The 25,036-nt window shown below is 36.9% G+C and carries 23 protein-coding genes; 16 read left to right on the top strand and 7 right to left on the bottom strand.

The features are described from left to right. The first annotated feature begins 97 nt into the window (after positions 1–97). The 8 genes from A8B35_RS13340 to A8B35_RS13375 all read left to right on the top strand — a co-directional run bounded on the left by A8B35_RS13340 (position 98) and on the right by A8B35_RS13375 (position 8,887). Complete coding sequence (locus tag A8B35_RS13340; RefSeq protein WP_139314897.1) at positions 98–3,070, top strand: TolB family protein; 2,973 nt, start codon at positions 98–100, stop codon at positions 3,068–3,070. Positions 3,071–3,291: 221 nt separating this feature from the next. After that, complete coding sequence (locus A8B35_RS13345; protein WP_068473400.1) at positions 3,292–4,341, top strand: nucleoid-associated protein; 1,050 nt, start codon at positions 3,292–3,294, stop codon at positions 4,339–4,341. 30 nt (positions 4,342–4,371) lie between these two features. After that, positions 4,372–5,466 (top strand): isochorismate synthase, encoded by a 1,095-nt coding sequence (locus A8B35_RS13350; RefSeq protein ID WP_068473403.1) that lies wholly within the window; start codon positions 4,372–4,374, stop codon positions 5,464–5,466. 10 nt (positions 5,467–5,476) lie between these two features. After that, positions 5,477–6,058: a TlpA family protein disulfide reductase gene (locus A8B35_RS13355; protein ID WP_068473407.1), complete on the top strand. Its 582-nt coding sequence runs from the start codon at positions 5,477–5,479 to the stop codon at positions 6,056–6,058. A 285-nt stretch (positions 6,059–6,343) separates the two neighbouring features. Then, positions 6,344–6,748 carry a DUF423 domain-containing protein gene (locus A8B35_RS13360; protein ID WP_068473409.1) on the top strand — a complete coding sequence of 135 codons (405 nt, stop codon included), beginning with the start codon at positions 6,344–6,346 and terminating at the stop codon, positions 6,746–6,748. Between the two features lie 147 nt (positions 6,749–6,895). Beyond that, entirely contained in the window at positions 6,896–7,474 is a 579-nt protein-coding gene (locus tag A8B35_RS13365) for an NAD(P)H-dependent oxidoreductase (protein WP_068473412.1), read from the top strand. Positions 7,475–7,480: 6 nt separating this feature from the next. Beyond that, the gene (locus A8B35_RS13370) at positions 7,481–8,452 is read left to right on the top strand and encodes a Gfo/Idh/MocA family protein (RefSeq protein ID WP_068473414.1); all 972 of its coding nucleotides are present in this window, start codon (positions 7,481–7,483) and stop codon (positions 8,450–8,452) included. Positions 8,453–8,500: 48 nt separating this feature from the next. After that, positions 8,501–8,887 (top strand): VOC family protein, encoded by a 387-nt coding sequence (locus A8B35_RS13375; RefSeq protein ID WP_068473417.1) that lies wholly within the window; start codon positions 8,501–8,503, stop codon positions 8,885–8,887. A gap of 13 nt (positions 8,888–8,900) precedes the next feature. Here the strand turns inward: A8B35_RS13375 and A8B35_RS13380 are convergent, their stop codons facing one another. Further along, positions 8,901–10,133, bottom strand: coding sequence for a hypothetical protein (locus A8B35_RS13380; RefSeq protein ID WP_068473419.1), 1,233 nt, complete (start codon positions 10,131–10,133; stop codon positions 8,901–8,903). Between the two features lie 305 nt (positions 10,134–10,438). Between A8B35_RS13380 and ychF the strand changes: the two genes are divergently transcribed. Both ychF and A8B35_RS13390 read left to right on the top strand, forming a co-directional pair. Continuing rightward, positions 10,439–11,539 (top strand): redox-regulated ATPase YchF, encoded by a 1,101-nt coding sequence (gene ychF, locus A8B35_RS13385; RefSeq protein ID WP_068473422.1) that lies wholly within the window; start codon positions 10,439–10,441, stop codon positions 11,537–11,539. Positions 11,540–11,873: 334 nt separating this feature from the next. Further along, the gene (locus tag A8B35_RS13390) at positions 11,874–12,287 is read left to right on the top strand and encodes a threonyl-tRNA synthetase editing domain-containing protein (RefSeq protein ID WP_068473424.1); all 414 of its coding nucleotides are present in this window, start codon (positions 11,874–11,876) and stop codon (positions 12,285–12,287) included. 68 nt (positions 12,288–12,355) lie between these two features. Here the strand turns inward: A8B35_RS13390 and A8B35_RS13395 are convergent, their stop codons facing one another. From A8B35_RS13395 to A8B35_RS13410, 4 genes are all read right to left on the bottom strand, one after another. After that, entirely contained in the window at positions 12,356–13,648 is a 1,293-nt protein-coding gene (locus A8B35_RS13395; RefSeq protein ID WP_068473427.1) for an aminotransferase class I/II-fold pyridoxal phosphate-dependent enzyme, read from the bottom strand. Between the two features lie 109 nt (positions 13,649–13,757). Further along, the gene (locus tag A8B35_RS13400) at positions 13,758–14,285 is read right to left on the bottom strand and encodes an NUDIX hydrolase (RefSeq protein ID WP_068473430.1); all 528 of its coding nucleotides are present in this window, start codon (positions 14,283–14,285) and stop codon (positions 13,758–13,760) included. Positions 14,286–14,355: 70 nt separating this feature from the next. Beyond that, positions 14,356–15,255, bottom strand: a complete 900-nt coding sequence (locus tag A8B35_RS13405) for a nucleotidyltransferase family protein (protein WP_068473432.1) — start codon at positions 15,253–15,255, stop codon at positions 14,356–14,358. 11 nt (positions 15,256–15,266) lie between these two features. After that, complete coding sequence (locus A8B35_RS13410) at positions 15,267–16,259, bottom strand: N-acetylmuramoyl-L-alanine amidase family protein (protein WP_222844154.1); 993 nt, start codon at positions 16,257–16,259, stop codon at positions 15,267–15,269. Positions 16,260–16,394: 135 nt separating this feature from the next. On the opposite strand from A8B35_RS13410, the gene A8B35_RS13415 reads away from it, so the two are divergent. From A8B35_RS13415 to A8B35_RS13435, 5 genes are all read left to right on the top strand, one after another. Further along, positions 16,395–17,054: a metal-dependent transcriptional regulator gene (locus A8B35_RS13415; protein ID WP_068473435.1), complete on the top strand. Its 660-nt coding sequence runs from the start codon at positions 16,395–16,397 to the stop codon at positions 17,052–17,054. A gap of 14 nt (positions 17,055–17,068) precedes the next feature. Further along, positions 17,069–17,893, top strand: coding sequence for a zinc transporter ZupT (zupT, locus tag A8B35_RS13420; protein ID WP_068473438.1), 825 nt, complete (start codon positions 17,069–17,071; stop codon positions 17,891–17,893). Positions 17,894–17,913: 20 nt separating this feature from the next. Next, positions 17,914–20,244, top strand: coding sequence for a TonB-dependent receptor (locus A8B35_RS13425; protein WP_068473441.1), 2,331 nt, complete (start codon positions 17,914–17,916; stop codon positions 20,242–20,244). Positions 20,245–20,327: 83 nt separating this feature from the next. Further along, a complete protein-coding gene (gene nth / locus A8B35_RS13430; RefSeq protein WP_068473444.1) occupies positions 20,328–20,978 on the top strand; it encodes an endonuclease III in 651 nt (216 codons plus the stop codon). A gap of 237 nt (positions 20,979–21,215) precedes the next feature. Further along, positions 21,216–21,581, top strand: a complete 366-nt coding sequence (locus A8B35_RS13435) for a hypothetical protein (protein ID WP_068473447.1) — start codon at positions 21,216–21,218, stop codon at positions 21,579–21,581. A gap of 167 nt (positions 21,582–21,748) precedes the next feature. Here the strand turns inward: A8B35_RS13435 and mnmE are convergent, their stop codons facing one another. After that, positions 21,749–23,164: a tRNA uridine-5-carboxymethylaminomethyl(34) synthesis GTPase MnmE gene (gene mnmE / locus A8B35_RS13440; protein ID WP_068473449.1), complete on the bottom strand. Its 1,416-nt coding sequence runs from the start codon at positions 23,162–23,164 to the stop codon at positions 21,749–21,751. A 250-nt stretch (positions 23,165–23,414) separates the two neighbouring features. On the opposite strand from mnmE, the gene A8B35_RS13445 reads away from it, so the two are divergent. Further along, entirely contained in the window at positions 23,415–23,936 is a 522-nt protein-coding gene (locus A8B35_RS13445) for an outer membrane beta-barrel protein (RefSeq protein ID WP_068473452.1), read from the top strand. Between the two features lie 308 nt (positions 23,937–24,244). Here the strand turns inward: A8B35_RS13445 and A8B35_RS13450 are convergent, their stop codons facing one another. Further along, positions 24,245–24,994 carry a tetratricopeptide repeat protein gene (locus A8B35_RS13450; RefSeq protein WP_068473455.1) on the bottom strand — a complete coding sequence of 250 codons (750 nt, stop codon included), beginning with the start codon at positions 24,992–24,994 and terminating at the stop codon, positions 24,245–24,247. Positions 24,995–25,036: the final 42 nt, after the last annotated feature.

Consider the following 25,036-nt stretch of genomic DNA (forward strand, 5'->3'; position numbering starts at 1 on the left):
AATAATAAATTTGAACGCTGTAGATATTGTTAACAGCAAGCAATGCTTAAATTCAATTCTAAATTAATTGAAATTACTGAATATGCCTTTTTTTAAGATGAAAAAATACCTTTTAATTTTTGCACTACTCCTTGCAACAAATATTAAAGCGCAATATTATGTTGCCGGTACTGACCCTGCGAGCATAAAGTGGAGTAAAATTGAAACGGAACATTTTAAGTTAATATTTTCAGAAAAGTACGAAGTTAAGGCTCAGTATATCGCCAATTTATTGGAAGAAGTCTATAAATATGGAGGAGAATCTTTAAATCATTCGCCAAAGAAGATAAGTGTTGTGCTGCATAACGAAACCTCTTATTCAAATGGCTTTGTAACATGGGCGCCTAAGCGTATGGAATTGTTCACAGCTCCCAATCAGCGTATGCATGCGCAAGAGTGGTTGCAACAATTGGCCATGCACGAGTTTAGGCATGTAGTTCAGATTGACAAATTGAATACGGGCTTTACAAAGTTTTTATCCTATGTTTTGGGTGAGCAGGCTGTTGGTGGAGTACTTGGTTTATATGTTCCCCTATGGTTTTTAGAAGGAGATGCTGTAGTGGCAGAAACCGCTTTGTCGCAGTCCGGACGAGGACGTTTGCCATGGTTTGAACAGGGTATGCGTGCTCAAATAATGGATAAAAAGCTTTACTCTTACGAGAAGGCCAGCTTTGGCTCCTATAAAGATTATGTGCCTAATCATTACGAAATGGGCTATCAGTTTGTTGCGGGTGCCAGAGCTAAGTATGGAACTGATATTTGGGAGAAAGCGCTTTTAAATACAGGGCGCAATCCGTTTGTAATACCTTTTAATCAAGGACAGAAAAAAGAATCGGGTATTAATAAAGTAGCTCTTTATAAGGATGTATTTAATGATCTGAAATCCCAATGGGCTCATCAAGATTCCATAGCGCTAAAAGTACAATATTACCCAGTTACAAGTATCGATAAAAGCTTTGTGAGTTTTAGATACCCCCATGTAATAAATGATAGTTTAACAATTGCGGAGTTAAGCGGTCCGGGCGAAGTGCGTCGTTTTGTTGGTATCAAACCCAGTGGTGCTTATGAAACGGTTTACATCCCAGGAAGTAGATCAACAGAGCCTTTTTCAGTAAGTGGAAATACAATTTGTTGGGCCGAACTTATACCAGATACCCGATGGGAGCATCGTTATTATTCAGTTATTAAAACCTATAATATACTTACCAAAAAACTCAATAGAGTAACCCATAAAACCAATTATTTTGCACCTGCGCTTTCGCGCGATGAACAAAAAATAGCCTCGGTAAAAACAAGCTATAACAATGAATATTCTCTTGCCATAATTGATGCCAATACAGGAGCAGAATTACATACTTATTCCTACGGTAATAATGATTTTATCTATACACCGCAATGGAACGATAAGGGCGATAAAATTGTTAGCGTGGTATTGGGCGAAGAAGGTAAATCAATTGTAGAGTTAGATCTAAAAACAGGTAAATGGAATGCTGTTTTAAACGCCGGGTATACTGAGGTTTCTTTACCACGTTATAATGGTAACGATATTGTATTTACAGGTTCGTACTCAGGCTTAGAAGAAATATATAGTTTAACGTCTACTGGAGCAGTAAAACAACTTACCCAATCGAAGTTTGGAGCCAATAGTGCTGCCGTTTTCAAAAATAGTTTAGTTTATAGTAATTACACTGCCGATGGCTATCAGGTGGTTAAAGCCGATGAGGGGAATTTACTGAATAAGCCTTTGGACGATGTGCAAAACCATTCAGTAGCGCTTTACGAAACCATAAGCGAGCAAGAAAAGGGGCAACCAAACTTTGCTGATTCTTTAATGAATCAGCAAAACTACGATGTAAAAAAATACTCTAAGTGGAATTTGTTTAATGTGCATAGTTGGGCTCCGGCTAATTTAAATCCTGTGGATGCTGAACTAACAATGGGGGTTTCTGCTATGTCGCAAAACCTATTGGGTAGTGCCGTATCGTCAATAGGATATAATGCCGATCCTCAAATGAGCAGAGAAAAGTATTATTTCAATTTTCAGTACCGCGGGTGGTATCCAATAATTGACTTTACCATAAATCATGGCGATGACAAGATTTTTTATGATGAGACTGCTTTATATGCTGGGACTGTTGATACCTTCGCACTAAAGGCGGATACTAAGCGTTATCAAACTCAAATAAAATTAGGGTCTTATATTCCTATTAATCTAACTAAAGGACGTTTCAGTAATTTATTACAACCATCATTTCATTATAATTTCATAAATCAATCAGCTTACGATGTTGATCGAATTACCTATACCCAAACGCCACAGGGATGGGCGCCATCTCAAACCACAACAATACATACTCCCGAGCTTAATTATCACAACCTAGAGTATGGCTTATACTATCATCATTTAAGGAGAAGATCTGCAAGGGATGTGACTACTCGGTGGGGACAGCTTATCGAATTTAAATATGCACATACTCCATTTGGTAATTACGATGTGGGAAGTATATTAGGGCTTCGCACACGCTTGTATTTCCCAGGTATATTGAAACACCATGCCATTAGAATTGACAATAACTACCAATATAAATTAGTGGGAGAGGAGATTAGTAGTGATGAATCTATTGTTGCTCAAAATGTAAAATATGGCGATTTATATAATTATCCGCGAGGCTATACACGAGGAACCAACGATAGAATGTACTCCTTTAAAGGAGATTATATCTTCCCCTTAATCAATCCAGATTTAACCGTACCAGGCGTAATGTACCTAAAGCGAATTACCACAAACTTATTTTACGATTATTCCAATACCGAGGAAGATGTGGTTTTTAAAAACAACCAGCAATCCCTCGTGTATAGTCAAAACTTCCAATCTACAGGGCTTGAGATGAGGGGAGAATTCCACTTTTTCAGATTTCTATTTCCGGTAACTTTAGGTTATCGCTATGCGCGATTAATTAGTACAAACCAAAATAGCCATGAGTTTTTAATGGGTGTTGCCTTATCGGGCATAGCAACCGGTAAGGAGTAAGCTTATTTGTTGGTTGAGCTGCGCAAATTTGCGCATAAGGCATACGCAACTTGTATCACGGGTGTGCGACACTTTGCATCTAAGTAAGACGCAAAATTGCGTATAGGGCATACGCAAATTTGCGCCTTACTTAGCTTAGAGTCTAAAATCGAACTATTGACTTAGTATGCCACAAAAAACATATTATATTTGCACTTTCATTGCCAAAAAATAATATTTAAATGATAGATTTTTCACAAGCTAAAATAGAGCAATTAGTAGTACACCAAATAGGATGTAGAGCAGAAGCAGAACCATTACGTTTTTCAAAAGATGTGATGCATTTGCAAGATGAGGAGATGGTTACTGATGTGTTGTTAAATTATTTCTTTAAACCATTTAAAGAGGATGCTTATTTTAATTTCTATCATTCCGAGGCTTTGGAATTAAACCCTGTTTATACTACCTCAGAGCATTTATTCGATAATTCAGCAGAGTTTTACGATGCCTCTGTGCGATTGGCAGAGTTGTTATACGAAAATTCAAATCATCCTAAAATCAGAGGCGGCGAGTTTTATGTAGCCATGTTCAGCAATGTAATTGTTGATGGTGAATTACTTGATACCATTGGTATATTTAAATCAGAGAACAAAGAAACCTTTTTAAAAGTATATTTAAAAGAAGATAACTTTGAGCTAGGAGCGCAAGAGGGTATTAACATTAAAAAGCTCGATAAAGGTTGTTTGATATTTAATACCGAAAAGGAGCAAGGCTTTAAAATTTGCTCAGTTGATAATATCAATAAGGGTAACGAAGCCCGTTTTTGGGTCGATGACTTTTTAGGCCTGCAGCCTCGCGAAGACAACTATTATTTTACTAAAAACTATATGGATATCTGCAAAGGTTTTGTGGAGAACGTTTACAATAAAGAGAACGATGTGCCGCGTGCCGACCAGATAGATATGCTGAATCGCTCTATGGATTTCTTTGATAAAAAGGATAGCTTTAGCGAAGAGAATTTTGAGTACGAGGTGATGAATCAGCCCGAAGTGATTGATGCGTTTAAAGATTACAAAGAATCTTACTTGCAAGAAAACCCAATGCCTATGGTTGAGGAGTTCGATATTTCAAAAAGTGCAGTAAAAGGTCAGAAGAGCACTTTTAAATCCATATTAAAATTAGATAAAAACTTTCACGTATACATTCACGGCCGTCGCGATTATATTGAAGGAGGTTATGATCAAAAGCGCGGTTTAAATTATTACACCCTGTATTACGAAGTTGAAGATTAATAGAACGGTAATTAATATAGAATAACACTAGTGAAAGTTGTACAACAAAAAGAGGTGTTGCAATATTGTATTGCCAATCAACTTACCTTTGCCATTACACGATTACCACAGGCCAATCAGGCAGTTCTAGTAATTGCCAAATCTGCTGAAGAAATGCATCTGAGTGATGCAATCAATTCGCAAGGATTTGTGTTGGCACCGTTTAATATGCAAAATCAGCAGGTGGTTTTTATCAATGCCGATTTTGAGTGCGAAAGTGTAATGAGCGAGCTTGAGTTTGATGCCATTAAAAAGCTTAAACCTACTTTGCAATCCGCTCCCACAGAAGCTTATGTGGCCACTTTTGACTCTTACGCAAAACAGTTCAATCAGCTAATGGAGGTTATAAATGGCGGACATCTTGATAAGGCCATTTTATCGCGTGTAAAACCCAATACTAGTTTAACACAAACTAAAGCGCACGAGTTCTATTACAGTTTAGAGTCGAGCTACAAGCAAGCCTATGTGTTTATGTTTTACACACCACAAAGTGGATTGTGGGCAGGGGCAAGTCCTGAGTTGTTGTTGCATACTGCTAACAATATTGCCAGTACAGTATCTTTGGCCGGAACGCGAAAGCTAGATAATGTCCAATCCAATTGGGGCGATAAAGAAATTGTTGAGCAGCAAATTGTAAGCGATTATGTGGGGCAATTACTCAAACAATCCGGAGTTAGTAATTACCAAAAAGATGGCCCGCATACCATAAATGCAGGTAAAATGGTGCATCTAAAAACAAGCTATCAGTTTAAGACCAGTGATCTGCAAAGTAACTTGTCGGAGTTTATTGTTGGTTTGCATCCAACGCCCGCAGTGTGCGGATTACCGAAAAATAAAGCCATGGGTGCCATCCTCAATATTGAGCAACATCAGCGCGGATTTTACGCCGGTTTTATGGGCAGCGTACAAGCTAAAAAGCTTAATTTGTATGTAAATATCCGTAGCCTGCGCTTTACACAATCCGGCGTGAATATGTACCTTGGTGGAGGTATAACAAAAGACTCGGATCTTGAAATGGAGTGGAATGAAACCGAGTTAAAAGCACAAACAATGCTCAACGTAATTGAACAGTTACCCGAGCAATAAAACATATAAAATGAGAATACATACAATCTCCCTCGCATTGTTAATAATAGCACTGGTTTCTTGCACTAATACAAATAGTAAAACCGAAAGCAAGGCGCATTCTAGCAAAGTATCGGGCGTTAAATCGGGTTCCGCCGAAGAAAAAGCCACCCTTATTCACGTGGGCGATATGGCACCAGATTTTACCGTTCAAATGCTCAATGGTTCAAGCTATACCTTATCCAATTTAAAAGGCAAAGTGGTATTGGTAAACTTTTGGGCAACATGGTGTCCTCCATGCATGCAAGAGTTTCAGGCCATACCTACAGAAATTGTAGAACGCTTTAAAGGTGAAGAATTCATCCTTTTGCCAATATCGCGCGGCGAGACTGCAGAAGTGGTCAGCAAAAAAATGGATACCTTAAGCAAGCAAGGCATTAACTTTCCGGTAGGTTTAGATCCCGACAAAAGCATCTACACCCAATATGCAACATCCTATATACCCCGCAATTTCTTAATTGATCAAAGCGGAAAAGTAGTTTATACATCCGTTGGTTACAGTAAAGAAGAGTTTGCTGAGTTAACTACACTAATCACACAACTATTAAAATAAGGCACGCTTATCCTGCTAATTGTAATGGCAGTTAAACGGGCTATTCACTATAGTAAATACTTTGCATGACTACTTTTATAAAGTCGGTGCGTGGGCTTCCTTCGGTCGCCTACACTCTCCTTATAAAAGTGCCATGCAAAGTATTTACTGCCGTTTCTATCCCTACTGCAAGCCCTAAAATAAGCAAGCCGTAAATCCCATTAACAATTAACAACTGATAATTAACAATTATCTAAACCATACCTCCCAAGCGTTGTTTCATCTCATAAATTATAATTTTAAAAGATGAAGCAATTAGTTTTAAGTATAGCATCCATTTACGGAGCATTGTCCATTGTTTTAGGTGCCTTCGGCGCACATGCACTCAAAAAAGTTCTTACTCAGGCAAAACTCGAAAGCTTTGAGGTTGGGGTAAAATATCTGATGTACCACGCAATTGTACTCTTAGTTTTAGGTTTCTTTTTAAACTTTCAAAGTAAGTTGCAAGTGAGCATGGGGTGGTTTTTTATAGCCGGCACCTTTCTTTTCTCCTTTAGTATTTACCTGCTTAGTTTATCAAATCTATTAGGGGTCAATTTTAAGTTCCTTGGGCCCGTAACTCCCTTGGGAGGCTTGTGCTTGATTATTGGGTGGGTACTATTATTTGTGCTTGTTATTAAAGGCGATTATCCGCAGTTTAATATTTTATAAAACAAACAAGAGCCCCGTGTGGATATTTCAACAGCCTCCTGTTAGAATTTCAACAGGCATAATACCGCTTCATTTAAAATGCGGTTTATTTGCCCACAAAATCATAATACAATATCTTCAAGCTTTGCCTTAAAAGAATAGAATACTATGAAAAACATCCTAATCATCAATGGTCATCCTGATAAAGAAAGCCTGTGTTATCAATTGGCGAAAAGCTATAAAACGGGCGCTGACTATGCGCGTGCAAATTGCGAACTAATTCACCTGGTTGATCTCGATTTCGATCCCATATTACGCTATGGCTACAGGAAACGAACAGAGCTTGAGCCAGACCTATTGGACATTCAAAAGAAGATTTCAGCAGCGGATCATCTGGTATTTGTATATCCTACATGGTGGGGAACCCAGCCCGCTTTGCTTAAGGGATTTATAGATAGAGTATTCTTGCCAAAATTCGCCTTTGCTTATCGCGATAATTCTGTATTTTGGGACAAGCTACTTAAAGGCAAAACGGCCCGTTTAATAGTTACTATGGATACGCCAAAGTGGTATTACAAGTTAATATACCGTAGTCCTGGCCATAATGCCATGAAAAAAGGGGTGTTGGAGTTTTGCGGAATTAAACCAGTAAAGATTACTTCTTTTGCGCCAATTAAAACCTCAAATCCTGAAAAGATTAAAAACTACCTTTTAAAAGTTGAAAAACTAGGGAAGCAGTTAAAGTAAATAGATATGACCAAAGTAATTAGATGGGGTATTATTGGCTGTGGCGATGTTACTGAAGTAAAAAGCGGACCAGCCTATCAGCAAACCAAAGGTTTTTCAATTTCGGCGGTAATGCGAAGGAATCCGGAAAAAGTCGCAGACTATGCAAAACGACATAAGATTCCCAAGTATTATACCAATGCCGATGATTTGATAAATGACGCTGAGGTGGATGCGGTTTATATTGCTACGCCACCCGATTCGCATAAGCTATATGCCTTAAAAGTGGCTGAAGCGCGTAAAATTTGCTGCATTGAAAAGCCAATGGCTCCATCATATAACGATTGTGTGTTAATCACCAAAGCCTTTGCAGATAAAAAGCTCCCCTTGTTTGTAGCCTACTACCGCAGAACATTACCAAGGTTTTTAAAAGTTAAGGAGTGGATTGATAAAGGATTGATTGGAGAACCTAATCATATTTCGTGGGTGTTTAGTAAGCCTGCCAATGCCACAGATTTAAGCGGAGCTTATAATTGGCGCACAGATGCGAAGATAGCTCCTGGTGGCTATTTTGATGATTTAGCCAGTCATGGATTAGATTTCTTTAATTACATACTTGGCAACATTACTGCAGCAAACGGAATTGCGATTAATAAATATAAATTTTATAGTGCCAAAGATAATATAACGGCATCTTGGTTGCATCCCAATGGAGTTGTGGGTTCTGGTACTTGGTGTTTTGGAAGTAAGGAAGCGCAGGATGAGGTTACTATTTATGGGAGTAAAGGCAGAATTGAATTCTCAATATTTCAGCTTAAGCCATTTCAATTAATTACAGATTCGCATACTGAAATAAATGAAATTGCACATCCTAAACATATTCAGCACTATCATGTAGAAGCCATGAGAGATCAGTTATCGGATTTGGGAATGCATCCTTGTAATGGGGAAGAAGGTGCTCATACTGCATGGGTTATGGATCAAATTTTAGCAGATTAGAACGGATTGTTTTATATTTAATCTCATGATAACAAATAGCAGATGTCTATGAAAATTGATCATATAGCAATTTGGGTAAACGATCTTGAAGGAATGAGACGGTTCTATACACGATTCTTTAATATGGAATGCGGAGCTAAGTATGAGAATACCCGAAGGGGATTTAGTTCTTATTTTTTATCGTATCCCGAAGGTGCGCGTATTGAAATTATGCATCAAAACAATGTGCATGAAAATACTTTACCCAAAGGCATGAGCAATGGTATTGCGCATTTGGCTATTTCGGTAGGTAGCGTTGATAAGGTGGATGATTTAACCGAGGTTCTTCGTCGTGAGGGTTTTGTTATACAAGGTGAGCCACGTTTAACTGGCGATGGATATTACGAGAGCATTATCCTCGACCCTGAAGGTAACTATATTGAAATAACAGAATAAAAGCTAAGAGCAATTAAAAGTTATACATAAACCCAAAACTTACTCTTGAGGCATCACGCGCATCATCATTACTAAATGCTACTCCATCTTCAAACCCATCAGTTTGTATTCGTTTGGTACCAAAGTCAAACTCAACTCCAATGGTAAAATTCGGGTATGGATCCCATAATACATTTATCAAATAATAATTATGCATTGCTGTAGCATTACCATCTGTTACACTGATAGCGCTATTTTCTGGGTCTGAAACTTCAAATTCAGTAACATCCGTAATCTGAAATTTAGTAAATCCTATTACTCCATTAAAATGTAGTTTGGGCGTAAGGTAATATTCATAAGCAGCCCATCCACCTTGCGAGGGTATTGGCTCAAATCCACTTGTTTTAGGATAAGCATCAAAGCCACTTCCCCCGTGAGAAACAAGGTAGGCTGATATTCCTTCACCTATCGCATATTGAAACTGAAAGTTCGATTCACCAAAATTTCCAATCATGGATGATAAGGAAGCTCCGTAGCCTAATATTCTTTTCTCCTCTTGGTCTTCGAGGTAGTTAATTCCTCTAAATATTGTTGAAAGTCTTATGTGGCCCCAGTTGCCCACATGCTTAACGGCAGCAACACCTTCAGGTAAGTTTTGATAGGTGCTTTCTATGGATGGGCTAATGTTAGGGTATTCGTTATAGTTTACGAGCGGAGCCTGTAAAGCCAATTCATATTTCCACTTTTTATTTTTAAAGTCGTTAAAGTATTTCAGAAATGGTAAGCGAGCCCATACACCCGATGGAGGTCCATCAAAATCAAGAACATTGGGCCATACATTCTGATCTCCAAAATTCTCCCAATCTTGCCCAATTTGCCAATGATTGGTCATTACATAAGCTTTTCTGAGTCGCATTTGCCCATTACCGCCCCAAAAATCCCATTCTACATGTGCTCTAATCTTACCTAGCTCTGGGTGCATATAAGCAGCATCTAAACGGATCTGTGTTTGGTATAAATCTACTCCAATGTTTTGTCGGTCATCATTACCATTAACATCAATGTTTCCAAGGTTAAAGGTGTCATATTCCTGGAGACCACCTTTTATATTGTAGTAGCCATTCATTTTCATATTAGCTCCAAACCATGCGCTAATGCGAGGCTCACCTTGTATTGAGTCAGACGAGTTAACCTTAAATAGTCTTTCTTGTGAATACACACATGTTGTTATGATTATGGCTATGATGAGTGCGATTTCTTTTTTCATATAAAGAGGTATTATACTATAATTTAACTTTTTAGCGACTCTATAGGGTAAAAGGGCTTTATGGCTTATTTTCTTAAAACAAAACAATTAATTGCTGCATTAGTTCGTAATTTACCATAAACAGAAAGATGAATCAACAGAATTTTGACAATTAGACCCAAGTTAATGATGATCTGCTTATCTATTTGCACTTTAAACATCAGTAAGGAGTAAGTAAAATCAGTATAACTTTTGAACTTTCTAAACTATTAGTGTACTTTTGCAGCGATTTTAGAAAGAATATAAGATACTGATATAAAATTATTATGGCATTACAATGTGGAATTGTTGGTTTACCAAATGTGGGAAAATCAACCTTATTTAATTGTTTATCAAACGCAAAAGCGCAGTCGGCAAACTTCCCATTCTGTACAATTGAACCGAATGTAGGTGTAATTACCGTACCAGATAACAGGTTAATTAAACTTGAGGAATTAGTGAAACCAGAGCGTGTTTTACCAGCAACAGTTGAGATTGTTGATATTGCAGGTTTGGTTAAAGGAGCGAGTAAGGGAGAAGGTTTAGGAAATAAATTCCTTTCTAACATTAGGGAGACCGATGCTATTATTCACGTTTTACGTTGTTTTGATGATGATAATATCACTCATGTTGATGGCTCTATTAATCCGGTAAGAGATAAAGAAGTAATTGATCTTGAGCTTCAAATTAAAGATTTAGAGACTGTAGAAGCACGTTTGGCTAAAAATGCAAAAGCTGCTACTGCATCTAAAGATCCTGAATTAAAGCGATTGGTTGAGGTTTTAACATTATACAAAGAAGCCCTAGAGCAAGGGAAATCAGCACGTACTGTTGAGTTAACAGAGGCACAGGAGAAAGTGGCTAACGAACTTTGGTTACTTACTAACAAGCCAGTAATGTATGTTTGTAATGTTGACGAGAATTCAGTTGTTGATGGAAATGCACACGTCGAAGCAGTTAAGGCAGCTGTGGCCGATGAGGATGCAGAAGTTTTAGTAATTGCAGCCCAAACAGAAGCTGATATTGCTGAATTAGATACTTTTGAAGAGCGTCAGGAGTTTTTGGAAGATTTAGGTTTAAAAGAATCTGGTGTAGCTAAATTAATTCGTTCAGCTTACAATCTACTTGACTTAGAAACTTATTTTACTGCAGGTGTTAAAGAAGTTAGAGCATGGACCTACAATAAAGGTGCAACAGCACCGCAAGCTGCAGGTGTAATCCATACTGATTTTGAAAAAGGATTCATTAGAGCTGAGGTAATCAAATATTCTGATTACGTTGAGTTAAAATCGGAGCTTGCTTGTAAAGAAGCTGGTAAAATGAATATTGAAGGTAAAGAATATATCGTTCAGGATGGAGATATTATGCATTTTAGATTTAATGTATAATTGATTCCTAAACTATAGAAATCAAAAAAGCCAATCGACATTTCGATTGGCTTCTTTTTTTATAAGTTAAAAAAAGAAGCCTGTCTGAGAGAGTAGACAGGCACAAGAAACATTCTAAAAAACTAACCTAAACCTCACACACATTTTGAATGTTCCTATATTGGGGACTATGGAGAGCTTTTTTTAACTACAAGCAAATTACAACCTTAATATATCGATGTCAACCCCTACAGATAATTATTTCCAATTTTAACATTAATTTGCATTTGAGCTCTAAGCTTACTCTTATTTTAAAATGTATAATACTAAATTGCGCACTCTATTAAGATAGCCTATGAAAGTTTTAGTATTGTATGTAAACTCCTTTAGTTATCAGCCAAAAGAAAAGAACCTAGAAGATGCCCCAGAACCAAACCCTGGGGAAAGCTTTGAGGATTCGATATTGGCATTTATTCAGGTGGAAGAAAGTGATGAGGAAAAAGATTTAAAGAGTAGGGAGAAAAAGTTAGTGAATCATATTAAATGGACTTCGAGAAAGAATAATACAAAAAACATTGTATTGCATTCATTTGCTCATTTGTCAGAATCAAAAGCAAGTGCATCATTTACCAAAGAGTTATTTGATGCTGCTCAAACTCGATTAGAGAATGCTGATTATTCTGTAGCTCAAACTCCGTTTGGGTATTTCTTAGATTTAAAAATTGATGCCCCCGGAAGTTCCTTAGCTCGGATTTGGGCCAGCCTCTAAAATAAACGTATAAAAAAAGCCGTCTCAAATGAGACAGCTCTATTATATTGTGATCGATAATCTCAGAATTATTGATTTTCAAAATCTTTACAAGCATTATAAATACCTTCAAATAATTCTTTAGCATCGCCTGCTGCCATTGCAGAAAAAGCAACTCTAAATACATTATTTAAATTGATAATACCAATGCTATATTTATTGATAAGGATATCTCTAATGACTTCGCCATCTAATCCCTCTTTTAACTGTACGCACATAAAGTAGCCTGAATTATACGGAAGCGAAGTAAAGTAATTGCCATACTTATCATCTTTTAATACTTCCTTAATGGCCGTATATCGGGTTTGCATAATTTCAAACTTAGCTTGTTTCTGCTCCCCGTAATTGCTCGATTCAAAAGCTTGTAATAACAAGGATTGGCTTAAGTTTGATGAGTTTGATATGTTACCACGAACGGCTCCACCAGTTTTATTTTCTAAAGCCTGGTATAGCTCTGTAGTTCCACCTTTTATGGCATAGGTAATAAAACCAACACGAAATCCCCAAACATAATCTTCTTTAGTAGCTCCGTCAATTTTTAGGGCCAATACATTTTCATGAAGATCTGATAAATAAGCAAAAATCGATTCTTTGGCAATACCATCTTCAAATACTAATCCGAAATAAGCATCGTCAGTTATGGCAACAATCTTTTTGCCTGCTTCAGCAGCTTCTTTTATAACAGTTGCAATAGCTTCCATTTCTTCAAAAGTAGGCGTGTAACCTGTTGGATTATTCGGAAAGTTTAAGATTAAAACTTTTTTCTCTCCAGGCTCCATTAAAGTTGCTTTCAATGCTTCCACATCAAAACCACCATTTTTAAATATGTTAAATTTCTTTAGCTGTGCTCCGTAAGCATTGGTTAAAGCAAGGTTGTAGTTACCCCAAAATAGGTTTGGTACAATCACTTCTTCTCCTTCGTTTAAGAATAGGTATCCCGCCATGCTAATACCATGAGTCAATGCACTGGTTACAACAGGAGAACTTAATTTCTGACCTTTAAGTTTTGGATTTTTATCATAAATCATTTCTTGCCATTTCGCTCTTAAATCAGGGCGACCAAAACTTGGTGCATAAGGAAATGCAGCATTTGGAGACAAGTTTATTTTTTCGGCAATAGACTCTAAACGCATCGGACTTCCATCATCTTCAATGGCAGCACCAATAGTAGCATTAATACGAGTTCCTTTAGCTTCAGCAGATTGTCCTAGGATTCCTTTTTTTGGGAAGAATATGTTTTTTCCTTTTTCTGACAGTAAATCAAATACAACTGAGTTTTGAGATAATAAAATTTCGTTTAATTCTTGTGCTTGCGGATTCATTATGTTCCAATGGTTTTATGGTGTTAAAATAATTCGATTACAAAATTGCTAAAAAAAGCGGATTTATTAATCAATTTATAAAGATAATGTAGGCGTTTGTGATAAATAGTTATTCAGTAGGAAGTCCCCAATAACTTCGAATAATATTTTTGATTGAGGTAGAAGCTATTGAATCCCAATTGATTGTTTCTTTGCTTACAAAAGTGATATCGCTTATGTCATCTTGTATGTGCATTTTATTCCATCCGCTTACTTGGCAATGAAAACCTACATCGGTAGTAAATACAGTATATTCAGAGAATACATACTGATTAGGAAATGAGCCAATATATTTTAGCGAATCTACTTCCATATTTAACTCTTCATGCAGCTCTCGTTTCAATGCATGCTCTAATCCTTCGTTAGGATCAACAAAACCGCCTGGCAAATCAAGCATACCTTTGTTAGGTGCAAAAGCCCTCACGGTTAGCATCACCTCACCTTTGCTGTTCTCAATAATTGCCGCCACTGCTGCAGCACTATTCACAAAGAAATGAAACTGGCAATCATCGCATTTGAATGATTTTTCATCTTGTGCAATGAATTTGTTAGACCCACATTTGGGGCAAAATTGTAATACTTTGCTAGGCAATGTCATATCTTATCAGTTAAAGTGAAACAATAAAGGCTCCTGTAGTAGGAGCCTTTTATAATTTAACAAACTATTTTTACTCCCACAATTTACTAGGGTAAATGCCAGCATCAATTAGCTTTTGAAGACTTTCTTGAACAATAGGTTTGTCCTCTTGATACGTAACCCCAAACCATTTGGCATCACTTGAAAGAACTTTTGTAGTAGCTTTGTCTTCTTTAATCATTGTATCAACTAATGCATTAAAGTAGAATTCCGATTTTAATTCGGTTCCTTTTTCTTTTAAGAAATCAACAAAACCTTTTTCCAAGGCTTCAAAAAAGTTAGCCTTAAAAACCCAGAAATTCATCGATACTGGTTCCTTACCTGTAAGTTCAGTAGTTTCTTCACCTTCGTAAAAAACTACTTTATTGTTTAAGTAGCCAATTTTGGTGCGCTCAACAATGTTTACCAAATTATCCTGCGCATCGGTATCACAAACCCCTCTTGAAACGGTTCCGTGTTCAGAAAGTGTATTGTCAAGGGCGTATCCAATCATTGCATATTCATTTTCAACAACACTATTGTTGGCAAAATCAACTGCTGTTTGATAAGCCTCTCTACCGTAAAAGTCATCTGCATTAATGATAGCGAAAGGACCTTTGATGGCATCTTTTGCCATTAGCATAGCATGTCCTGTACCCCAAGGTTTCTCGCGTCCTTCAGGGATGCTGTAACCTTCAGGTAATTTATCTAATTCTTGATACACATATTCAGTTTCTATTTTACCCTTTAAATGTGGCTCAAAACGATCTTTAAACTGATCAGCGAAAGATTCTCTGATTACAAATACTACTTTTGAGAAACCTGCCTCAATAGCATCATAAATTGAATAATCGATAATTGACTCACCATTTGGTCCTAATGTATCAAGTTGTTTTAAGCCACCATAGCGACTTCCCATTCCTGCTGCTAATACTAATAAAGTTGGTTTCATATATTTACTGCTTATTTATGTTTTTTGAAATCATTTAAAAGGCCTTCGTACATCCAGTTGGCCAATGCCTGTCTGTTATCTTGCAAAATAAACCTCTGCTGATCGCTGAAGTTACGGATGTTTCCTAATTCAACAAATACTGCTGTCGGAATTGTTTTTCTTAACACATAAAGGTTGCGATCTTTAACAACTCCAGAGTATCCTCTTGAAGGTTGATGTTTATTGTATTTAGTATTAAATACGCTTCTTATTTCTTCTGCTGCTTTTTTGCCCGACTTGCTTTTGGGTGCATGGTAAAAAAATACATCTATTGATTTTCCAGTACTTCTCGAGTCAACATGTATAACTACACATCTTTGATAGGCAGGCTTGTTTTGCGCATATAATTTGTTTACCGCTTCTGTGCGTTGCTTTAATCGTTTCATCTGATCAAGAGGAATCGTGGCTCCCATACAGGTTTCATCATCGCTCATTCTTAAGAATGATTCATCACGTATGCCATCATTTTCATCTTGAATAATCATATTCACTTTCGCGCCATTCTCCATCAAGCGCTTAGCCAGACGTAAGGTAATATCATAGGCATATTCATCTTCAGCTAATGTTTTATCGCCATATTTTCCAAGAGCACCAGGGTCTGGCCCTCCATGTCCACTCACTAAATGAAATACAGTGCCTTTCAGTATGTTTGAGTCTAATTTAAATTTAGAACGATCTTTACCAAATAGTGGTTCTTCAATCCACTTTTCTGTATTGGGTAACTTATAAGCTACATCTTTTCTGAGTGAGTTTTTTTTGCCTAAGTTCTTTTTGTTTAGCTCTATAAATTCAGCTTTATGCTCTGTCGGATTTAAATTATTTCGAATTAAAAAGGCATTTAAGCCTTCTCCTTTATTTGGGATAGAAGTGTTGTAGGTGTTTGATTGAGATAATAAGTTGGTGCTTATTAAGAATACGTATATGAAGAAAATGATTTTAATAAATCGCATAGTTAATGATATCATCTTATGGTGAGTGTTTAAAACCCATGTTTTATACAGCAAAAATAAAATATTTTGCCAACTATTTATAATTAATCTATAAAGACTTTGGTGCAAAAGATAAGTATACTTAACTTTGTGTTGAAGTAAAATGAAGTTATGAATTCAGTGTCTGTAGAAAATTTTCTTAAAACGCTCTATACCTTAAGGTATGATGAGAAGAAAAAAACATCGGCAACCAATTTGTCTGAACGTTTGTCAATTTCTACTCCTGCCGTTACAGATATGGCCAAGAAGCTAGCTGCAAAAGGTTATATAGATTATGCTCCTTATAAGGCAATGGTATTAACCAAGGAAGGTGAAAAGGTGGCCATACGAGTGCTTAGAAGGCATCGCTTATGGGAGTTGTTTTTACACAAAGTATTGGATTTAGATTTAAAAGAAGTTCACCAGGAAGCAGAGTTGCTTGAGCATCAAACATCCGATAAGCTCACCAAGTGTATTGATGAATTCCTTGGATGTCCTGATTTCGATCCGCATGGCGACCCCATACCAAAAGATGATGGAACGGTAAAGGTGCACGAAAATGCCCTTAGACTAAATGAGTTAAGCGAAGGCGATGAATGCACTGTATTGAGGTTAATTTATGGTTCGGGCGATTTAAATGACTTTTTTACGCATTACGATATAGAGCCTAACCAAACGCTAAAAATTACGAAGTGTTTTAAACTTGATGAATCTATAGAAGTTGAAAAAAATGAAAAAAGATTTGCCATTCCCTTACCCATACAAAGGCGAATGATATGTACTAAGAAATAAAGAAACACCTAATTATGAATATAGAAGAAATTGAATTTTCAAACCTATTAATGGCATTTGGTTTAACCTTGTTTGCAGGTTTAGCCACCGGTATCGGAAGTGCCATGGCCTTTTTTGCCAAACAAACCAATACCAAGTTTTTATCCATTTCCCTCGGTTTTTCGGCAGGGGTAATGATTTATGTTTCGTTTGTTGAAATTTTAGAAAAAGCCAAGGATAGTTTAATAGAACAATACGATGAGGTGATGGGAACTTGGGTGACCGTGGCTGCATTTTTTGGAGGTATTTTATTAATTGCCTTGATAGATAAGTTTATTCCATCGGCTGAAAATCCTCATGAAATGGAAAGTATTGAGGATATGAATGACGCTTCTCCAAATAAGAAAAGGCATTTAATGCGCATGGGTATGTTTACCGCATTGGCTATTGGTATCCATAATTTCCCAGAAGGTTTAGCAACTTTTACGGCAGCCTTAACTGATCCTAATTTAGGTATAGCCATTGCCGTTGCCATAGCTATTCACAACATCCCAGAGGGTATTGCCGTTTCTGTACCTATATATTTTGCTACAGGAAGTAAAAAGAAAGCATTTAAATTGAGTTTTTTATCGGGTTTAGCCGAACCAATTGGTGCCATTGTAGGTTATCTCATCTTAATGCCGTTTTTAACTCCTGCCATGTTCGGGATTATTTTTGCTGGTGTTGCCGGTATAATGGTATTTATTAGTTTGGATGAGTTATTACCAGCCGCTCAAAAATATGGCGAACATCATTTATCTATATATGGTTTAGTTGCCGGAATGGCAGTTATGGCCCTAAGTTTATTGTTGTTTTTATAAAAGATCTCACACCTAAAATTATGAATAAAGTTTTTAAACTCTCAATTGTTTTCTTGAGCCTTTGCTTTAGTATAAGTGCTCAAAAAACAGATGCCAATATATTTGGCGATGTCCAGTCAAACGGAGATCATCTTCCCATGGTAAGTGTATATGTTAAAGGTACCACCAAGGGAACAGCAACAGATATGTCGGGTCACTATATGTTAATTGATTTGCCATTAGGCGATCAAACCATTGTGGCCAATATTATGGGCTTTAAACCTGTTGAGAAGAAAGTAAATATAGAGGCCGGAAAAGCCATCGAATTAAATTTTGAATTGGTTGAGGAGGTAATGACCATTGACGATGTGGTTATTACCGGTACAAAAACCTTTAAGCGCAAAACAGAATCGCCAGTAATTGTAAATGTCCTTGAAGGAAAAACCTTGGAGTTAATTCAGGCTTCTACATTATCAGAGGGTTTGTCTTTTCAGCCCGGTTTGCGATTAGAAACCGATTGCCAAACTTGTAATTATACACAGCTTCGTATGAACGGTTTGGGCGGAGGCTATTCTCAAATACTAATTAATAGCCGACCTGTTTTTAGTCCTTTAACCGGATTGTATGGTTTAGAGCAAATTCCGGCCAATATGATTGAGCGTATCGAAGTTGTTCGTGGGGGCGCTTCGGCACTTTATGGGGCAGGAGCAATTGGAGGTACTGTAAATGTTATAACGAAAGTGCCTAATAAAAATACTTTTTCAGCATCAACTAATTATGGTGTAATAAATGGTTCTGCTGCCGATCGGCAAATTACGGCCAATGCTAGTGTGGTTACAGATAGGAGGAATGCAGGTTTAAGTATTTTTGCGACCCATCGTAATCGAGATTCCTACGATCATAATGATGATGGCTATAGCGAGATGGCTCATCTTAAAAATAATTCGTTTGGTTTAAACGGATTTATTCTTCCAGCACCTAATCATAAAATAGAATACAACCTTTCTTCAATGTACGAGTACCGCTATGGCGGGAATAAAGAGGAGGGGCCTGCATTTTTAGCCGATCAGAGTGAAGAAAGAACCCACAATGTATTAATAGGTGGAGTAGATTATAGCTTTAACTTTAATAATAATCTATCGTCGTTCGCTGCTTTTTTTGCAGGACAGAATACAGATAGAGATCATTATACGGGTATAATGCCCGATGAGGATGATCAGCCTGCTTACGACGAGCATTTTAAAAATCCGCCTTATGGCGTAACGGCTAATCAAACCTATATTGGAGGTATTCAAATGAATCATATGCTCTCTAATTTCTTAGGAGGAAAAAACAACTTAACCTTCGGCATGGAGCATAATTACGATGATGTAAAGGATGAAATTGATGCTTATGATTATTTAGTTGATCAAACCACTAATAATACGGGTGCTTATTTGCAAAGTGATTGGGCAATAACAAAGTCGTTTACACTACTAACCGGGGTTCGTGGCGATCAGCATAACTTGGTTGATAATCTAATTTGGAGCCCTAGAGTTTCTGGATTGTACAAAAAGAATAACTGGCAAATGCGAGCCAGTTGGAGTACAGGTTTCAGACCACCACAAGCTTTTGATTCAGACCTTCATATTGCCTTTGCAGGAGGAGGAATACAGCGCGTAGTTTTAGCTGATAATCTGAAAGAAGAACGTTCGCAAAGTACATCGGTATCTGTTAATTATGATTACCCAACAGAGCAATTCATATTAGGATTTACTCTTGAAGGATTTTATACACGTTTAGACGATGCCTTTATTCTAGAGGAAGCAGGAACGGATTCCAATGGAAATTCCATCCTTGAAAAAAGAAATGGTGATGGATCTACAGTTCAAGGTGGAACATTTGAGTTAAGAGCCAATTACAATAGAAGAGTTCAACTAGAGGGAGGTTTAACATTACAAACTAGTAAATACGATTCGGAGGTTTTTTGGAGCGAAGATTACCCAGGTACTACAGATTACTTAAGAACTCCTGAGCAATACGGTTATTATACTTTAACATATACTCCGCGTAACAGAATTAAAGCTGCTTTATCGGGCGTTTATACAGGTTCAATGTTAGTGCCTCATTATGGAGTGCCAGGAGATGCTGGAACTCCAGAAATGGATGAGTTGGTAAAAACGAGTAGCTTTTTTGAGAATAATATTAAAGTATCGTACGATTGGGATTGGCTCGAAAAAGGTATCAGTATAGAGGTATTTGGTGGTGTTCAGAATATTTTTAACCAATACCAAAACGATTTCGACACCGGTAAAAACAGAGATAGTGGTTATATTTATGGCCCATCTAGACCAAGAACAATTTTTATTGGCTTAAAGTTAGCCAGTTTGTAATAATATAGACAGAAGATTAAAGGCAGAAGAGAAAGAGTCACTTTAGCCTTTAACCTTCGGTCTAATTACTTAAAAAAAATAACATGACTAAAAAGGAGCGTTTTGATAAAGTAATAGAATGGTTTAAAATTAACATGCCTATTGCAGAAACTGAGCTTGATTATACAAATCCATATGAGTTGTTAGTAGCAGTAATACTATCAGCACAATGCACAGATAAGCGTGTAAATATGGTTACCCCAGATTTGTTTAAACGTTATCCATCTGCTAAAGAATTATCGGAGGCCGAACCAGCTGAGGTATTTGATTATATACGATCGATAAGTTACCCAAATAATAAAAGCAAACACTTGGTTGGTATGGCAAAAATGCTGTACAACGATTTTGGAAATGTGGTACCTGAAGATATCAAGGATCTACAAAAAATGCCTGGGGTAGGACGTAAAACTGCTAATGTGGTAACAAGTGTTATTTTCGATAAACCTGCTATGGCAGTAGATACGCATGTATTTAGGGTGTCGGCGCGTATTGGTTTAACAACAAACTCTAAAACTCCACTTGATACAGAAAAACAATTGGTGAAATTCTTCCCAGAAGAATTATTGGCCATTGCACACCATTGGTTAATACTTCATGGCAGATATGTGTGTTTGGCACGTACACCTAAGTGCGCCAAATGTGGCTTGCAAGATTTATGTAAGTATTACCAAAAGGAGAATAAAGTGAAAGCGTAAGGCTTATTGGAATTAAGAAATTAGTCCTGTCTCTTTACTAAGTATGACACTAAAACCCACAAGGCATATCTTGTGGATATTTATGTATAGAGCTTGGTTTATGGGCACTATAACGTGCTCTCAAAGAATGGATGTAATATTTGAGTACAAAGCAAACGTGAAACTTTCAGAATATTAAAGAATCAAGCTTTAAATCAAAATAATAGAATCTATTCTCAGGAGTTTTATAAGCTAGAAATGAAGGCCTATACAGAAGAGCTAAACTTCACACCATTCAAGAATATTAGCCATAGGGTTATTAATATTTTTAATTGGTTCTCAAATAAATATGGCACTCGCTGGGACTGGGGGCTAGCATTTACAATTGGGTCTGGTTTGGTTTTCTTTTTGCTTGCTAATCTATTTGTTGATGACACAGTTAAAACGAACTTTTTTACATTAGGCAACATAGTCAGATTTATGAATCCAACACATAATTACGACCTTATTGAAAATTACGAAGTAAGTGATGATTTTTACCTATTCGATTCTATAAGGCGCATTTTTATTGGATATGGGTACTATCAAACAATCTCTGCCTTTAGGGGCTATACAAAAAAATGATAAGCTCATTCCTTAACTATGAAAGAACAATTTATGTCCATAGTATTGACTTCCTAAGCAAAAATAAAACTACAATTATGTATTTGGCTACCTTCTTTTAAAAAGATTGTTAGAGGGGATAACTACTTAATGGATTATATGTCAATTATACGCTTTCATTATATGGCTTACTTTCCAATACAAAAGTTCTTAAAGATATTACCCAGCACCTCGTCAGTTTGTATCTCACCACCAGTAATCTCAGCCAAGTGGCTCAATACCTCTCTTATATCCTGTGCTAAAAAGTCGCCTGATATGCCTGATTGTAAACCATCCGCAACACGCGAAATAGACTCATGCGAACGTTGTAAAGCTTCATAATGGCGAGCGTTAGTCACAATCACTTCGTCGTTATCTACCGCCTTAAGATTAACTGTTTTAATTAGCTCTTCCGATAAAGCTTCAATGCCCGTTTGTTGCTTGGCCGATAAGGTAACAATAGCATCCGTACCCGATAATTCTTGATAGGTCGATTTATTGTAGCGTTCCTTAATCTCTTCCTCCGAAAGTAAATCCACCTTATTAATAGCTACAATTAACTTCTGATCTTCATTCATTTTCGCCTTTACATCCGCAATGGCCTCGTGTATCTTTTCTGAAGGATCGTTAATATCCAGCATTAAAATAACTATGGTAGCACTCTCAATTTTACTAAAAGTACGATCAATACCAATGGTTTCAATCTCGTCTGTAGTTTTACGTATACCAGCCGTATCAATAAACCTAAAAGTAATGCCTTGTATATTAATGGTATCCTCAATTACATCTCGTGTGGTACCGTGTATGTCCGAAACAATGGCTCTATCCTCCTGTAAAATAGTATTGAGTAGGGTAGACTTACCCGCGTTGGTATGCCCAACAATAGCAACCGGAATACCATTTTTAATGGCATTACCCAATTGAAACGAATTGATTAGTTTGGATAATAAGGTTTCAATTTCGTTTACCAAGCCAACCAGTTGTTGTCTGTCGGCAAACTCCACATCTTCCTCGCTAAAATCAAGTTCTAGTTCTACTAGCGATATAAAATTTAGTAGGCGTTCGCGTAGGTGCGTTAACTCTTGCGAGAAACCACCCTTCATTTGCTGCATGGCCACTCTGCGTGCCGCTTCGCTTCGGCTGGCTATTAAATCGGCCACAGCCTCCGCTTGCGATAAATCCATTTTGCCATTTAAAAAGGCACGTTGGGTAAATTCGCCTGGTGCGGCTAGTTTGGCTCCATTCTTTATAAATAGTTCTAATACCTTTTGTTGTATATATGGTGCACCATGGCATGCTACCTCGGCCGTATCTTCGCCAGTGAATGAGTGCGGTCCTTTAAATACTGTGATTAAAACCTCGTCTAATTCGGTTTCGTCATCAACTAACGATCCAAAATGAACAGTGTTAGCAGCCTGATCAATTAATCTTTTACCTTTTTTGATTGATTTAAAAACGCTATCGCAAATAGCAATACTCTGCTTTCCTGTTAAGCGAATAACAGCAATAGCACCCATTCCTTGTGCTGTAGAAACAGCAACCACAGTATCTTCAAGATTAATCATAACAAAAAAATTTGCTGCAAAAGTAGTAAATAATTGTAAGGGAGTTTCATTAATAAAAAGGATACATTCTTCTATTCATCTATTATGTTATTTCACAGTAGCTTATGTTGGCCAAATTATAATAAGTTCAACTAGCCCGTTTTAGGGGTTATACAAACTATAAATTATGGTATAACATTTGTTACATCAAGTCCGAATTAGATAACATAATGATCAGATTTTATATTTACTAATTACATATACACTTAACATGATTAAAAAATTTTTAGGAGTACTAGCATTATTTGTAGTGGTACTAAACGCGCAAGCAAGTGATAATAATATCGGACTCCGCATGGGTTATCAAAACAGTGTAATGTCTGTTGATGGCAACAAGCTAGGAAGCTCTGGTAATTCATTCTACGTAAATGCTTACAAGGATACTAAATTATTACCATTTCTATTTTTTCACTCAGGTTTGCAGTATTCGCAGAGCGAAGCAAGCATTGAAAATCAAGACTACAAAATAAATTATTTAGGGGCGCCATTAGCCATTAAAGCAAAAGTAGGTCCTTTATATGCCTTAGGTGGAGCGGCTTTTAATGTAAAGTTAAACGAGAAAAACAATCCATTTGATAGTTCATCAAGTTGGTACGATACTAACGCCTTTGTAGGTGGTGGATTTAAAGTGCTTTTCATGACTATTGATGCACGTTATCACTGGGGTTTAACTGAAATCAACAACGGAATTAAAAACAACAGTTTCCAAATAGGTTTAGGTTTGCGATTTTAATTATACCAAATACATCATTTAATGATGTTTTTGCTATTAGCACCTTATTGATTTTCCAAATAACAATAGCGGTTGGGTTTTATGCTCAGCCGTTTTTTTTTGCTTTAATAATTAGGGGCTTCCCTGCGGGGCGGGCTATACACTATATCTTTGTTTCGCCATAATGGGCTCACAAAGGATGCCGTTTCTATCCCTAAGCCAATCTGCATAAACAATCCGGTAGCCATGTTTTTAGTGAAGTAAAAATTGCATAAAAAAAGCGAGTGAATAATAAAATCCACTCGCTTCGTATATTTAATATATATCGTTTAAATTACAACAATAGCATTTGTAGGTAACCAACCATCACTACCATCGCTAATTTCAATTCTATTCCATTCGCCAATGGTTTCAAGTACCTTTACTTTGGTTCCTTCATGCAGCACAAATAATTCAGTTCCCTGAGCCGAAGGCGAGCTTTTAACAGTAGCTGAAGGTGAAAATACAATGGCAGTATTTCTGTGTGTTAAAGTACGTTTTTGAGCACCACTAAAGTTAAATGTGGCAAAACATACTACCAATAAAACAATACCCCCATAAAACGATATTTGCTTCACGATGCTTTTCTTCGATAAGAAAAATAACGCAGCTAAAAATATGGCAACAATAAAGCAACATACCGAAATAATTGCCCATGTATCCGATTTAGATGAATCGCGGAACGATTTAAACCAGGATACCAAAAAGAACTCACCCACAGTTTCAATCTTATCTGTAATCTGCGTAGCAGCTAAATCGCGGTTGTAAATAATATCCTTATCATGTGGTTTGAGCAATAAAGCGCGCTCGTAGTTTAATATCGACTCGGGTAATTTGCCAATTTTGTAATAGGCATTAGCCATGTTAAAGTACAACTCTGCACTTTCAATATTAGTTTCTAATATACTTTTATAGCTCTCAATAGCCTCTTCAAACTGACCTTGGCTGTATAAATCATTTCCTTGTTCAAAGCGTGTGTCCTCAGCCCAAAGCGGCAAAAACATCCACGAACATATTATATATATAAGTAACTTTTTCATCTATTTATAATTTGTCAAAACCTATATAACCAATGCAAATTA

Origin of the sequence: Saccharicrinis aurantiacus, assembly GCF_001660705.2 — a bacterium.
Lineage (GTDB): Bacteria > Bacteroidota > Bacteroidia > Bacteroidales > Marinilabiliaceae > Saccharicrinis > Saccharicrinis aurantiacus.